At 73.8% G+C, this 13,274-nt stretch carries 10 protein-coding genes; 7 read left to right on the plus strand and 3 right to left on the minus strand.

Annotated features, from left to right (window positions below; all coding sequences use genetic code 11):
- The first annotated feature begins 39 nt into the window (after positions 1-39).
- Positions 40-630 (plus strand): Uma2 family endonuclease, encoded by a 591-nt coding sequence (locus tag WME83_RS03635; RefSeq protein ID WP_437317854.1) that lies wholly within the window; start codon positions 40-42, stop codon positions 628-630.
- A 34-nt stretch (positions 631-664) separates the two neighbouring features.
- Here WME83_RS03635 and WME83_RS03640 read toward each other — a convergent pair whose 3' ends face one another.
- Both WME83_RS03640 and WME83_RS03645 read right to left on the minus strand, forming a co-directional pair.
- Entirely contained in the window at positions 665-2,746 is a 2,082-nt protein-coding gene (locus WME83_RS03640; protein WP_437317855.1) for a VWA domain-containing protein, read from the minus strand.
- A 1-nt stretch (position 2,747) separates the two neighbouring features.
- Entirely contained in the window at positions 2,748-3,662 is a 915-nt protein-coding gene (locus WME83_RS03645; RefSeq protein WP_437317856.1) for a DUF58 domain-containing protein, read from the minus strand.
- Between the two features lie 356 nt (positions 3,663-4,018).
- Between WME83_RS03645 and WME83_RS03650 the strand changes: the two genes are divergently transcribed.
- The 6 genes from WME83_RS03650 to WME83_RS03675 all read left to right on the plus strand — a co-directional run bounded on the left by WME83_RS03650 (position 4,019) and on the right by WME83_RS03675 (position 11,748).
- Positions 4,019-5,176, plus strand: coding sequence for a zinc-dependent alcohol dehydrogenase (locus WME83_RS03650; RefSeq protein WP_437317857.1), 1,158 nt, complete (start codon positions 4,019-4,021; stop codon positions 5,174-5,176).
- A 340-nt stretch (positions 5,177-5,516) separates the two neighbouring features.
- Positions 5,517-7,097, plus strand: a complete 1,581-nt coding sequence (locus tag WME83_RS03655; protein ID WP_437317858.1) for a hypothetical protein — start codon at positions 5,517-5,519, stop codon at positions 7,095-7,097.
- An 11-nt stretch (positions 7,098-7,108) separates the two neighbouring features.
- Positions 7,109-8,683 (plus strand): vWA domain-containing protein, encoded by a 1,575-nt coding sequence (locus WME83_RS03660; protein WP_437317859.1) that lies wholly within the window; start codon positions 7,109-7,111, stop codon positions 8,681-8,683.
- 305 nt (positions 8,684-8,988) lie between these two features.
- Positions 8,989-9,813, plus strand: coding sequence for a hypothetical protein (locus WME83_RS03665; RefSeq protein ID WP_437317860.1), 825 nt, complete (start codon positions 8,989-8,991; stop codon positions 9,811-9,813).
- Positions 9,814-9,823: 10 nt separating this feature from the next.
- Positions 9,824-10,726, plus strand: a complete 903-nt coding sequence (locus WME83_RS03670) for a hypothetical protein (protein WP_437317861.1) — start codon at positions 9,824-9,826, stop codon at positions 10,724-10,726.
- A 353-nt stretch (positions 10,727-11,079) separates the two neighbouring features.
- Positions 11,080-11,748: a YsnF/AvaK domain-containing protein gene (locus WME83_RS03675; RefSeq protein WP_437317862.1), complete on the plus strand. Its 669-nt coding sequence runs from the start codon at positions 11,080-11,082 to the stop codon at positions 11,746-11,748.
- On the opposite strand, the gene WME83_RS03680 is transcribed toward WME83_RS03675, so the two are convergent.
- Entirely contained in the window at positions 11,745-13,220 is a 1,476-nt protein-coding gene (locus tag WME83_RS03680) for a WD40/YVTN/BNR-like repeat-containing protein (RefSeq protein WP_437317863.1), read from the minus strand. The two genes, WME83_RS03675 and WME83_RS03680, sit on opposite strands and share 4 nt — an antisense overlap.
- Between the last annotated feature and the right edge of the window lie 54 nt (positions 13,221-13,274).

Here is a 13,274-nt window from a genome sequence, read left to right on the forward strand (position 1 = left end):
GCGCAGGCCGCGGCGGTGTATGCTCGCCGCACACCGCGCATGGACCTCGCCGAGAAGCTCGTCCGGCCCGCCACGCTCGCCGATCTCGACGAGCTGCCGCCCGGCTGGCGGGGCGAGATCATCGACGGCACGCTGTACGCCGTTCCTCGTCCGCGCTTCGCTCACGGGAACATCGAGGACCTGATCACGGCCGACCTCAAGAACCCCTACCAGCGCGGCAGGGGCGGTCCGGGGGGATGGTGGATCCTCTCCGAGCCAGGCATCCAGCTCGAGCGCGCGCCCGAGATCTCGCCTGACGTTGCAGGCTGGCGCCGCTCGCGCGTGCCCGTGCCGCCGCCCAAGGAGCCCATCGCCCTCGTTCCCGACTGGTGTTGCGAGATCCTCTCGCCGCGCACGGCGAGCTACGACAACCTCGTGAAGCGTCGCTTCTACGCCGAGATCGGCGTGCCTCACCTCTGGTACGTGGATCCCGCCCGGCGGACCTTGCTGGTCAGCCAGCTCGAGAACGGGCGGTGGGTCGAGCTGGGTCTCCACGGGCGAGACGAGAAGGTGCGCGCCGCGCCGTTCGAGGACGTCGAGATCGACCTGGCCGAGTGGTGGGAAGGGCTCGACGAGGACGAGGCAACCTGAACCCGCGCACCCCGAGGCGCGCCCCGGCAGCGCCCTAGCCCGCAGGGCTGCCGCCGCCTCGCAGCGGCCGGGGCACGCGCGTGAAATACCAGACGTCGACGACCACGAACGCGAGCGCCGCGAGCGCCACGAGCCAGGTCCACTCGGTGTGGGCGTCCGGCTCCCCCGCCGCGCTGGAGACCGCGACCCCGCCGCCGCCCTCCGCGACGACCGGCCTCGGCGTGAGATCGCTCTCGGCGACGCTCGTGAGGTTCGCTGGCACGACGGCCGACCCCGCCTGCGGCCCCTGCCAGGCGAGGCGGTAAAGGCCCGCGCGCGGCGTCTCGGCGACCACCGCCACGCCGGCGCGCTGCGCCACGTCGAGCCGCTCGCCGGCGGGGCCGATCGCCTGGAGATCCTGCGCCGTCGCCGGGACGCTCACGCGCAGCGGCTCGCCGGTGCGCGCCGGGCCGGTGATGCCGTGCGCGCGGTGGGCCCGCGCTTGCTCGAGCAGGTTGCGCACGAAGAGCACGAAGGACGCCTTGAGCGGCCAGTCGCTCTCGCCCACGTCGAAGCCGAGCAGCGTGCCCGTCCGCGACGACGTGGAGATGTCGGTCGCGATCGTGCCCTCCTGGGCGCGGATCAGCGCCTGCGCCGCCGCCTCCGGGGTGAGGGACGAGGCGGCGCGGAGGTGCACGCCGTCCAGCGTGAGGAAGCGCAGCCGCGGATCGGCCGTGTCCCACGACGTGAGCGTGGGGCGCTCGAGCGCCTGCCCGACGACCGTGCCGAAGCAGCGCCCGGGCGGCGGGTTCACGATCAGCAGATCGCCGCCCGGCGGGTCGGGCGGGCAGGCGCCGTCGATCACCACGAACGTGTCGGGATCGAGCCCGGGCGCGCCCAGGAGATCCGCGAGCCCGCCCGAGGTGACCGAGGTCATCGGGTCGGACGCGAGCGCCCGCTCGAGCCAGGCGGCGCCGCCGGAGGCCGCGCCCGGCTGCGCGCCCGTGCCCGGCTGCGCGCCCGCGCCCGGCTGCGCGCCCGTGCCCGGATCGCCCCGGCCCGCGCCGCCCGATGCGAGGAAGACCGGGAGCTTGTCGCCGGCCGGCACGCGGCCGTAGGCGACGTCGTCGAGCGGCATCGCGTCGCGCGGCGAGAGCTCGAAGACGAGCCCCTTGCGGTAGTCGCCGGGCGACGGGCGGAACGTGAGCACGACCGGCAGGCGCTCGCCCGGCTTCACCAGCACGCGCCGCGAGCCGAGCACGTCGAGCGCGCTGTCCTGCCGCATCGTCACGTAGACGTCGCGCGGTTGAGCCCCGAAGTTCGCGACCACGAGGAAAGCCTGCACCTCCTCGCTGGCCTCCGCCGGCTCGCCGCTCGCGCTGCCCGCGCTGCCGGAGCGCACGTCGACGCGGACGATGGCGGCGTTGTCGATGGGATCGCCGACGGTGATGACGTCGAGCGGGAGCGACACCCCGCGCAGCGCGCCGGGGCGGGCCAGGTTGCCGTCGGTGATCACCACGATCCGGCGGGCGCCGCCGAGCTGCCGGAGCCGGTCGACCGCGAGCGCGACCGCGGCGCCGAGATCGCCCTCGACGTCGCGCGCGGCGACGGGATCGAGCGCCGCCTTGAGCCGGACGAGATCGCGATCGAGCGCCGCGACGAGCCGCGCGTCGCGCCCCGCCTCGAGGATCAGCGCGTCGCTGCCCGGGGCGAGGCCGGACAGGAGATCCCTGGCGAGCTGCTTGGCGAGCTCGATGCGCGTCGTCGCCTCGCCCGACGGGCCCCGCGCGGCCGCGGACATCGAGGCGCTCGCGTCGAGGATGATCGCCACGTGATCGCCGGTGAGCTCGCGCCCGCGCGAGGCGGGGCGGGCGAGGGCGAGGGCGAGCAGCGCGAGCGCGAGCGCCTGAAGGATGAGCGGCAGCTGGGCGAGGAGCCTCCGGAAGGGCGCGCGCGCCATGAGGTCGCGCTGCGCGGCGGCCCAGAGCCACGTCGAGGGGACGCGGCGGCGGCTCCGCTTGATCTTGAGGATGTAGAGGAGGACGAGCGGGCCGAGCAGCGCGAGCAGCCACAGGCCGGTCGGCGAGAGCAGCGCGAGCGGGGCCCCCGCGGAGGCCTGGGCGAGCGGCGCGGCCACGTCAGTCGACGCTCCTCGCGACGAAGCGGCGGACGGCGCCCTCGAGCGGCTCGTCGCTCCGCGCCCGCACGTAGGTCGCCCCGTGCCGGCGGGCCCAGCCGCGCAGCGCCTCGCAGAGCCCGGCGAAGCGCGCCGCGTAGGCGGACAGGGCCGCGGCGTCCATGGTGACGTCGACGAGCGCCCCGGTCTCGGCGTCCTCGAGCGTCAGGTCCCCCTCGAAGCTCGGCGCGAGCTCCTCGGCGGCGACGACCTGGAGGAGCGCGACGTCGTGGCCCGCCTGCGCCGCGCGACCGAGCGCGGCGGTGACCGGGCCGGGATCGAAGAAATCGGAGACGACGCAGAGCAGGCCCGGCCGGGCGCTCTGCCGCACGACGGCGTCGATGGCCCGGGCGAGGTGCGTCCCGCCGGCCGCCTTCACGCCGTCGAGCGCGCGGAGGAGCGCGGCCAGCCCGGCGCGCCCGCGCACGGGCGCGTGCTCGCGGGCGATGCCGTCGCCCGCCACGAAGAGCTGCGCGCGCTCGGAGCGCGCGAGCGACATGTAGCCGACCGCGGCCGCGAGCCGCCGGGCGGCGTCGAGCTTCGTGGGCTCCCCGAAGTCGAGCGACGCCGACGCGTCGCACACGAGCCGGGCGATGACGTCCTCCTCGGCGCGGAACAGCTTGAGCACCGGCTCGCCGGTGCGGGCGTAGGCGGCCCAGTCGATGCGCCGCAGGTCGTCGCCGGGCGCGTAGGCGCGGTGCTCCTTGAACTCGGCCGACCCGCCGCGGCGCCGCGCGAGGTGCTCGCCGGCGCCCCCGGAGCGGGCGCGGATCTCGAGCCGCCGCTGCAGGACCTCGAGCTCGCGGACGAAGCTCGCGCCGAGCAGCGGCGCGGAACCGGGGCCGGAACCGGAACCGGAAGGAGGCGAGGGGAGCATCGGAGACGAGTAGACCTCGGCGCCGGCGAAGGGGCCAGCGGCGTCGCGACGAACGGCCGCCCGCCCGCGCGCGCGGCGTCCGCGTGGCGTCGACGAGGGCGGCGGGTGGGGCCCGGCCCGCGGCTGTCCGGCGGCTCCGAGACAAAGCGCCACCCTGGGGCACCGCGCCACATTCGGATTCTCCGGAGCCCTCCAATTTCCGTCCTCGGGCGCGCGTTCCCTCCGTGGCTCGCCGCATTCCCTCCGTGGCTCGCTTTATGCGAGCCGGCGCTGCGGTCCAGCTGTTCGTGCGTGGGCTCGACCGGGTAGAGCCGTCGATCGCCCTGTACCGAGGGTTCACCAGAGGAGGAGGCATCGTGAAGGCGCTTGTTTTCCACAAACCTTCCGACGTCCGCGTCGAAGACGTTCCGGATCCCAGCATCAAAGAGCCCACCGACGCCATCGTGCGCGTCACCGCGACTGCGATCTGCGGCTCCGATCTCCATATCTACAACGGCTTCTTCCCGCAGGCGCGGTCCATGGTGCTCGGCCACGAGTTCATGGGCGTCGTCGAGGAGACCGGCCCGCAGGTCACGAAGCTGAAGAAGGGTGACCGGGTCATCGTCCCGTTCCCCATCGCGTGCGGACATTGCTTCTTCTGTCAGGCGGCGCTCCCGGGCCACTGCGAGCGGTCGAACCCCAAGCACTATGGCCCCGAGGGCGGCGTGATCGAGAGCAAGGGCGGCGCCCTGTTCGGGTATACGGACATCTACGGCGGTTACGACGGCGGCCAGGCCGAGCTCGTGCGCGTCCCGTACGCCGATTTCGGGCCGCGGAAGGTGCCCGAGGGGCTCACCGACGAGCAGGTCCTCTTCACGACCGACGTCCTGCCGACCGGGTGGACGGCGATCGAGTGGGCAGAGCTGAAGGGCGGAGAGACGGTCGCGGTGTTCGGGTGCGGGCCGGTCGGGCTCGCGACCATGAAGATCGCCTGGCTGCGCGGCGCCGGGCGCGTCATCGGCGTCGATCGCGAGGAGTACCGCCTGAAGAAGGCCCGCGACGTCGCCCAGGCCGAGACCATCAACGTCGACAAGACCGACGCCGTCGAGGCGATCCGCTCGATGACGGACGGGCGCGGCGCGGACGTGTGCGTCGACGCGGTCGGGATGGAGGCGCATCGCACCGTCCTCGAGAAGGCCGCCAACGTGCTTCACGGCCAGGTCGGGACGATATCGACCCTGAAGCTCGCCTTCAGCGCCGTGCGCCGCGGCGGGGTCGTGCCGATCGTGGGCGTCTACGGCGTGCCGTATGACAACTTCCCGCTGGGCCAGTTCTTCGACAAGGGCCTCAGGATGAGGGCCGGCCAGGCCCCGGCGCACAACTTCGTCGATCAGATCCTGCGGCACATCCAGGAGGGCCACCTCCGCGCGGACGACATCATCACGCACCGCCTGCCGCTCTCGCGCGCCCCGCACGGCTACGAGGTCTTCAACAAGAAGCTCGAAGACTGCGTCAAGGTCGTCCTCACGCCCTGACCCGGATTCCACCGCTCCCCGCGCGCCCGCGCGCCGCGGCGCGCCCTCAGCGCCGCCCGCCGCCGGCGCGGTCGCTCCCCGAGCTCACCCCGACGACGCTCGCCCGTCGACGCGACCCGAGGCCGCGGCCTCGGGCGCTCCGGCGCCCGCGCCGCGCGGCGCGCAGCCCGGCTGCCTGACATCCGCGTCAGGGGGCGCGCCGGGATGTAGACGTATAAATTGTTGAATTTATGAATATTTTTGTGGGGTATGACCCTTGCTTTGGGCCGGTCCTCGGCAAGCCCCTCGTTCGCTTGCTTGGCCACCGTGCTGGCCCCCATCGCACGGAAGGACAGCCCCGATGCCTCGAGATCTGCGCTCGTATCGATCGCTCCTTCACCCTTTATGGCTAGGAGCCCTGGCGCTCCTCGTCCTGAACGATCACGCCCTCAAGGGGTCCGGCCTGCTCCCCGGATGGGCGACCGGAAAGCTCAGCGACTTCGCGGGTCTCCTGGTCGCGCCCGCGGTCCTCGCCTCGCTGCTCCGCCTCTCCTCGCGGCGCGGCTTCCTCGGGGCGCACGTCGCCACCGGCGCTGTCTTCTCGGCCATCAAGCTCGCTCCGGAGGCCGCCCGCGCGGTCGAGGCGCTCATGGCGCTCACGCCGCTCCCGTGGCGCATCACCGTCGACCCGACCGACCTCATCGCCCTGCCGATGCTCGTCGTGTCGTACCGCGTGCTCGGCGAGGCCGCGCGTCGACCCGAGCCCGCGCCGCGCCCGATCGCGCGCCGGCTCGCGCTGATGGCGGGCAGCCTCGCGTGCGTGGCCACGAGCTCCCCGCACGAGCCGTGCGGCGGCGACGAGGACCCGGCGTGCGAGCCGTGGGCACCGCCGCCGCCGCAGGAGGTCGCGTCGCTCCTGATCGGCAACGCGACCGAGACCGAGCAGCTCTTCCGCGTGCGCCGGCTCCGCGGGTCGGCGCGGGTCGACTGCAGCGTCATGCTCGCCGATCCGGGAGGGGCCCTCTCGCGCGATCTGTTCGAGAACGCCGAGACCTGGCTCATCGCGCCCGGCCGCGCGCTCCCGCTCGACAACGCGGGGTGCGACGCCTACCTGATCGACGCCGACGGGCTGCCGCTCACGCTGCTCGCGTGGTCGGCGGAGCAGTTCCCGGAGGAGCTCCTCGTCACCACGACGGACAACTCGCTGCCCGGCCGGGTGATCGCGCTGCAGCGCGACGGGGCCAGGCTCGCGCTCGCCGAGCACCCGGCCGTGTTCGACGCGCCCCCCGTCGAGCCCCGTCCGCCCGCGGAGGCGTGCGGCGTGTCGGTGAAAGGGAGCCGGCTCGACTGGACCGTGCCCGTCTCCGAGGCGGCGGTCCTCACCGGCATCATGTCGTCCCCGGACGGGTGCCACGCCCTCGCGCTCGATCGCGGTGAGACCTTCTTCCTCTGCGCTCCCGCCGAGGCGATCCCGTTCAGCGCGGGCGACCTCCTCCACCTGAGCCCGGTCGAGATCGACGGCGGCGTCTACCCGGAGCGCCCCGAGAACGAGCGGGCGCTCGCGCGCGGCATCCACATCGAGAGCGAGACGCACGCCGTGCTCGTGCTGCGCGGCAACGTGCTCGCCCGCGGATCGATGATCGGCCGGCAGCGGTCCGTCGATTTCCGGGCCGAGCTCACCCCGCTCAAGGGCTGCCGCGGGTTCCACGACGCGTGCGGCAGCCTCGTCGAGCCGCTCGAGGTGTCGCTCCTCGGCGACGACGTCTCCGGGGTCGTCTCGCTGCGCGCCGGAGAGAGCGCCGAGCTCGTCGAGGGCGCCGAGACGCTCCTCGTCGTGCGCGCCGAGGACATGCCCGTCCGCAACGCGGACTGCTTCACCGCCCCCATCGATCAACCCCGCCTGCTCGAGTCGATCTGGATCGCCGCCGCGCCGGCGCCCTAGGAGGTCACGCCATGAAGCTTCGAATGCATCCTCTCCTCGCGCTCTGCGCCGCCGCGGCGCTCGGCGCGATCGGCTGCGGCAACGACGCGAGCGACTCCGGCGGCTTCGCCGATCCGAGCGTGCCGGGGACCCCGCCGGGCAGCGTGGGCGTCTCCCAGGGCGGCTCGCAGGACTTCGGCCTGTTCCGCCAGATCCTGGAGGACGGCGAGATCCCAGGGCCGGACACGCTCGACGACGTCGGCTTCTTCGCCGAGCACAAGCTCGACTACCCCGCCCCGACCTGCGGCGACGACGTGTGCATGCACGGCCTGCTCGGGATCATGGGCAACATGATCAGCGGGTCGCCCTGCACGCTCATCCAGGTCGGGATGAACTCGCCCGTGGATCTCGGCGCGCTCGAGCGGCCGCCGCTGCACCTCGTCATCGCGGTCGACACGAGCGCCTCGATGATGGGCGACCCGATCGCGTACCTGAAGGCGGGGCTCGTCGAGATGATCGACGCGCTCGGGCCGGACGACCGGATCTCGCTCGTCCGCTACTCGAACGCCGCCGAGGTCGTCCTGGAGCACGCGGAGGGCTCGGACCGGGAAGCGCTCGCCGAGGCGTTCGAGGGGCTCGTCGCGGCCGGGTCGACCAACCTCTACGAGGGGCTCTTCACCGCGTTCGCGGTGGCGGAGCGGCACCTCGATCCGGGCTGGCAGAACCGCGTGATCTTCCTGTCCGACGGCGTGGCCACCGCGGGGCTCACCTCCCCGGAGCGGCTCGTCTCGCTCGCGCGCGGGTATGCGGAGATGGGGATCGGCGTCACGGCCGTCGGCGTCGGCGCCGAGTTCGACGTCGAGGCGATGCGCGGGATCAGCCAGGTCGGCGCGGGCAACTTCTACTTCCTCGAGGACCCGAAGGCGGTGGAGGAGGTCTTCACGGAGGAGGTGAAGACGTTCCTCGTGCCCCTGGCGCTCGACGTCGAGCTCGACGTCGCCGTGGGCGACGGCTACGTCGTGCGCGGCGCCTACGGCACGAACGGCTGGGAGGGCGGCGAGCGCGGCGGGGCCGTGCGCATCCCGAGCCTCTTCCTCGCCGGCCGGACCAGCGCCGCGGAGCCCGTCGGCTCGGGCCGGCGCGGCGGCGGCGGCGCCATCCTGTTCGAGCTCGTGCCGAACCCCGAGCAGCAAGGGGTCGAGGACCCGCACGCGGTGGGCTCCCTCGCGCTGTCGTGGAGGCACCCGCTGACCGGCGAGATCCACGCGCAAGAGGTGGAGATCGAGGCGCCAAGCACGCCCGACGCGCCGCCGAAGGGCGGCTATTTCTCCGGCGACACCGTCGAGAAGGGCTTCGTGATGCTGAACCTCTACGCCGGCTTCAAGCTCGCCGCGCAGCTGGCCGCCGACGCCGACCCCCGCACCGCGCGGCGCACGCTCGAGGCGCTGCGCCCGAACGTCGAGGCGTGGCTCGAGGAGCACCCGGACCCGGACGTCGAGGACGACCTGCGCTACGTCGACCTGTTCATCGAGAACCTCATCACGGCGGAGGCGAGCGTGCAGCCCTACACGCCGGCCGAGCCGCCGAACCCCTGGCCCGCCGATTGATTCCGCGCTCCTCCCGCGAGGCCGTTGCGTCGGAGACGCGCCGCGGCGGCCTCGCGGGGCGGCCGAGCCCGTCGCCCGGCATTCACACGGAGCCCATCCACTGGCGTTCACAGGCGCGCCCGGTGTCCTGAAACGGACGCGCATCGACGCGAACCGACGCGAACCGACGCGAACCGACGCGCCCTGAGCCGCTCCCCGCGCCGCGCAAATAGCGCTTCCCTGACGAGATTTGCCCTGTGTAGCATCCTGAGTTTGCGGCCGTTCGAAAAGGAGAGTTCATCGTGAGAGCATCCAGAATTCTTGGGTTGGCGAGCATCACCGTAGTTCTGACGGCCGCTCTCCCCGCGAGCGCGGGGATCGAGGAGTGCGGCAACATCCGCTTCGACGGGCTCTCGGACTGCGAGGTGCGCGTCTCGGCCGAGTGCAACGCGAGCTGCAGCGAGCTCGGTATCTACAAGACGGCGTGCGCCACAAAGCTCGTGCCGGTCTGCAAGACGGAGTGCTCCCTGTCGGCGGAGGCGACCTGCACGGACAGCTGCACCACGCAGTGCAAGACGGACTGCGACAGGGGCGTCAACGTCATCTGCTCCCACAACTGCTTCGTCGAGTGCACCACCGAGCGGGACGCCGAGTGCGCCGCCGCCGCCGACCCCGCGCAGTGCTCCGCGACGTGGGACGCGAACTGCGACAGCGAGTGCGACGCCCAGTGCGTGACGGTGGATGGAGGCTGCTACCAGCACTGTATCGAGTGCTGCGGGGGCTCGTGCACCGCCGACGCCAACATGGACTGCCAGACCACCTGTCAGGACGAGATCTTCGAGGAATGCGAGCACGAGTTCCGCGCGAACTGCGATGCTTCCTGCAGCGGGGACGGCGCGCTCTTCTGCGGGGGGAAGTTCATCATCTCCGGATCGCAGGTCCCGGCGTGCGTGAAGGCGCTGCTCGCGCAGGGCATCTCCGTCGAGGCCAAGGCCGAGGTCTCCATCGGCCCCGACGGCGTGACCGGGGATCTGTCCGCCGGCATGTGCGCCGTGAGCCCGGGGAGCAAGGCCTCCCTCGCCGCGCCGTTCGCCGCGCTCGCCGCGGCGGCAGGCTGGCTCGCGCGGCGGCGCAGGCGCGCGCCGCGCTGATCGGCGCCACGTGATCCTGCGGCCGGCCTCCCAGCTGCTCGCGCTGCTCGCCCTCATGGCCTCGGCCTGCGGGGGCGAGGAGGCCGACGCGCGCGTGGTGGCCGGCCTCACGACGGACATGGCGATCGGCTTCGAGGTCCACGCGATCGAGAGCACCACGAAGGTGGATGGCGTCATCACGCGCGCCGAGCGCCTCTCGTACGGCAGCGGCGATCTGTCGCTCCCGGCGGAGCTCCCGCTCGCGGAAGCGCGAGACGGCGCCGAGATCGAGCTGTCCATCGCGGCGTTCCGCGACGGCGAGGCGGCGCCCGTCGTGACGCGGACGGCGGCGACCCGCGCGGCCTTCGGTCGAAGCTTGCTCCTGCCCGTCTCGATCGACGCGGCGTGCTCCGGGCTGGCCTGCGCCGCCGGCGCGACCTGCGCGGCGGGGGCATGCGTCGATCCCTTCATCGCGCCGTCCGCCCTCGACGACCACGATCCCATGTGGATCGCGTCGGCGAAGGATGCGTGCAAGACGCCCTCCTCGGGCGAGCCGGCGATCGTGATCGGACAGGGGGAGAGCGCGTTTGCCCCCCTGGACGAGGGCGAGGTGGTGCCGAGCGAGGCGGGCCCTCAAGGGGGGCACCACGTGTGGCTCGCGCTGCGCGTGACCGGGCTCAGGCAGATGGGCTCGCGCCTGCGGGTGGGGGGCTACTTCCCCGAGCTCGAGCGCGAGCTGCTCCCCTTCACCGCCCTGGTCACGCTGCGCCGCGCAGGGGAAGGCCGCTGCGAGATCTACGGCATCCGCTTCCAGGTGGATCGCGGCCTCTCGGTCGAGGCCGTCCGGGGCCGAGCGCTCGACGTCGAGGTCGCCCTGGAGGACCCGAACGGCGACGCGGCGACGGCTGCGCAGCGGGTCGTCATCGCTCCCTGACATCTGGCGCAGCGACCCGGGCCTCCCGCCGCTGTCACCGCGACGCACGGAGCCGGACGGGCGCGGCGCGCTCCCGGCGACGTCGGTCTCGGGAGCGACGGCGACGCCAAGACCCCCGACGTTCTGCCGACGCTGCGATTGCATGGCGATTGCATGGCGGGGAGGGACACCGGAGGGGGGCCGCGACGCGCGACAGGGCGAGCGAGCGGTCGCCCGAGATCGGTGGGCCGAGCGGGCGCCGCTCAGCGGGGAGCCGAGCGGCCCGCGCCGGCGGCGCCCGTTCGCGATGCAGGGCCGGAGGATTCCGGGGTTGGGGGTAGATCATGGTGAAGCAACAGGAGATTGCGCGTGGAATGGTCGTCCGGAGCTCGGACGGCGAGAAGCTGGGCAAGGTGACGCGGCTCGACGTGGACGCGTTCGAGATCGAAAAGGGCTTCTTCTTCCCGAAGGAGTACGCCGTGCGCTACGACGAGGTGCTCGGCATCCGGGACGGGGACGTCATCCTCACGCACCCCCGCGACCAGCTCGCCGGGGCGCGCGACCAGGGGCGCGGGGCCGACGGCGCGATCGCGGCGGGCGACGAGATACGCGTGCCGCTCGTGGAGGAGGAGATCACGGCCGGGACGACGGTGCAGGAGGTCGGTCGGGTCCAGGTCAGGAAAGAGGTCGTGACCGAGGAGAAGCAGGTCACCGTGCCCGTGGCGCGCGAGGTCGTGCACGTCGAGCGCGTCCCCGCGAGCGAGGCGCGCCCGATCGCGTCCGGCACGACGATCGAGGAGGGGTCGATCAGCGTCCCTGTCCGCGAGGAGCAGGTGGAGATCTCGAAGCGGCCCGTGGTGAAGGAAGAGCTCCGGATCAGCAAGGAGGTCGTCCACGAGCAGGAGCAGGCGAGGGCGACCGTGCGCCGCGAGGAGGCCGAGGTCCGGACCGAAGGGCAGGTGCGGCGCGAGGACACGCCGGACGCGGCGCCCGAGCCGATGCCGCAAGAGCTGGCGACCGGGACGGGCGGCAGGCGGCGCTAAGCGCGCCGCAGCCGCCGCAGCCGCCGCGCCGCCGCGGCCGCCGCCAGGCACGCCGCGGCGACGGCGCCGGACCAGCCCGCGATCGCGCCGCCCGTGCGGCAGCCGCAGCCCCCGTCGCTCGGCGTCGCTCCGCCGGCAGGCTGTGCCCCGCCGGCGGACCCCTCGGGCGCTCCGCCCGCGCCCCCGCCGCCGCTCGACGCGCCCCCGCCGCCGCTCGCCGCCGTCGCTCCGCCGGCGCCGGTCGCGCCGGTCGCGCCGGTCGCGCTGGCGCTCGCGCCGCCGCTGGCCGCGGGGGAGCCGGCGTCCGGCGCGCAGTCCTCGTGGCCCGTCATCATCGCGATGCGCGGCCAGTCGAGCGGGCAGAGCGCCCCGACCGAGGTGCTCGTCGCGCAGTCGAGCGGGCCGCGGATGCACGCCTGCCGGAGCAGCGGCTCGAACGTCGCCCCGCCGTCGAGCGAGCGGCCGATCGTGAAGTCGTCCAGGAACTCGCTCGCGCACGCGTAGAGGCCCGCCTCCGTCCAGGCGAAGCAGCGCGGCGCGACGCTCGAGACGCGCTCGAACGAGAGCGTCGACGAGGGCGCGCGGAAGACGCCGTCGATGTCGCTGCCCACCGCCACCTCCGCGCCGTCCGGCGAGATCGCGAAGGCGCGAACGAACCCCTGCGTGTCGAACACCGGCGCGAACGTCGCGCCGCCGTCCTTCGAGACGAACAGGCGCCCCGGCGCGCTCGCGATCCGCACGTACAGCACGTCGGCGTCGCGCGGATCGACCCCCGCGATGTACGGCTCGCGCGACGTCGTGCTCCCCGGCACCACCGAGGTCTCCCACGTCTCCCCGCCGTCGGCCGAGCGCGCGATCTCCCCCTTCACGGGGCCGCCTCCGCCCGCGAGGCCGCTCACGTAGATGCGCCGCGGATCCGAGGGCGCGACGTCGACCGTCCGCGCCTGGAAGCCCGCCGGGAGGAGCGCCCCCGCGCTGGCCCAGCTCGCGCCGCCGTCGCGCGACGCCCAGAGGCCGTGCCTCTGCCCCGCGACGACGGCGACGACGTGCGACGGATCGCCCTGCCGGACCGAGAGATCGATCACCGCCTTCCCCTCGAGCTCGGCGGCGCGCGTGAAGGCGCAGCCGCCCTCGGCGCCGATCGCGATCCCGTCGCTCAGCGCGGCGAGCACCCTGCCGCCCTCCGCCGCCGCGATGGGCGGCGCGACGCCGCCCGTGTCGTCGTACCCGACCGCGCCCTCGCAGATCCACTGCCAGCTCGCGCCCCCGTCCCGCGTGGCCAGCAGGCCGTACGTCATCCGGGCCACGGCGCGCGCCGGGTCCGCCGGGTCGAAGACGATCTGGTCCGCGGAGGGAAAGACGCCGTTCGCAGCGGCAGGGGAGGGCAGCGCCGAGAGCGCCGCGGCGGCGAGCGCGGCGGCGCGCGCGCGGCGAGAGCGCGGCTTTGCAGCGCGCACGGGGGGCGATCGCATCGAGGATCCATCGTACCGCGGGGCGGGCGCGCGCACGCCAAGAACCGCCCACGC

Origin of the sequence: Sorangium sp. So ce385 (genome assembly GCF_051474135.1) — a bacterium.
Lineage (GTDB): Bacteria > Myxococcota_A > Polyangia > Polyangiales > Polyangiaceae > Sorangium > Sorangium cellulosum_D.

What these genes read in the sequence shown, in the direction of transcription:
- WME83_RS03635 (WP_437317854.1), top strand. Translation starts at nt 40, where the DNA reads ATGGACCTCGCCGAGAAGCTCGTCCGGCCCGCCACGCTCGCCGATCTC.
- WME83_RS03645 (WP_437317856.1), bottom strand. Translation starts at nt 3,662, where the DNA reads ATGCTCCCCTCGCCTCCTTCCGGTTCCGGTTCCGGCCCCGGTTCCGCG.
- WME83_RS03655 (WP_437317858.1), top strand. Translation starts at nt 5,517, where the DNA reads ATGCCTCGAGATCTGCGCTCGTATCGATCGCTCCTTCACCCTTTATGG.
- WME83_RS03660 (WP_437317859.1), top strand. Translation starts at nt 7,109, where the DNA reads ATGAAGCTTCGAATGCATCCTCTCCTCGCGCTCTGCGCCGCCGCGGCG.
- WME83_RS03675 (WP_437317862.1), top strand. Translation starts at nt 11,080, where the DNA reads ATGGTCGTCCGGAGCTCGGACGGCGAGAAGCTGGGCAAGGTGACGCGG.
- WME83_RS03680 (WP_437317863.1), bottom strand. Translation starts at nt 13,220, where the DNA reads ATGCGATCGCCCCCCGTGCGCGCTGCAAAGCCGCGCTCTCGCCGCGCG.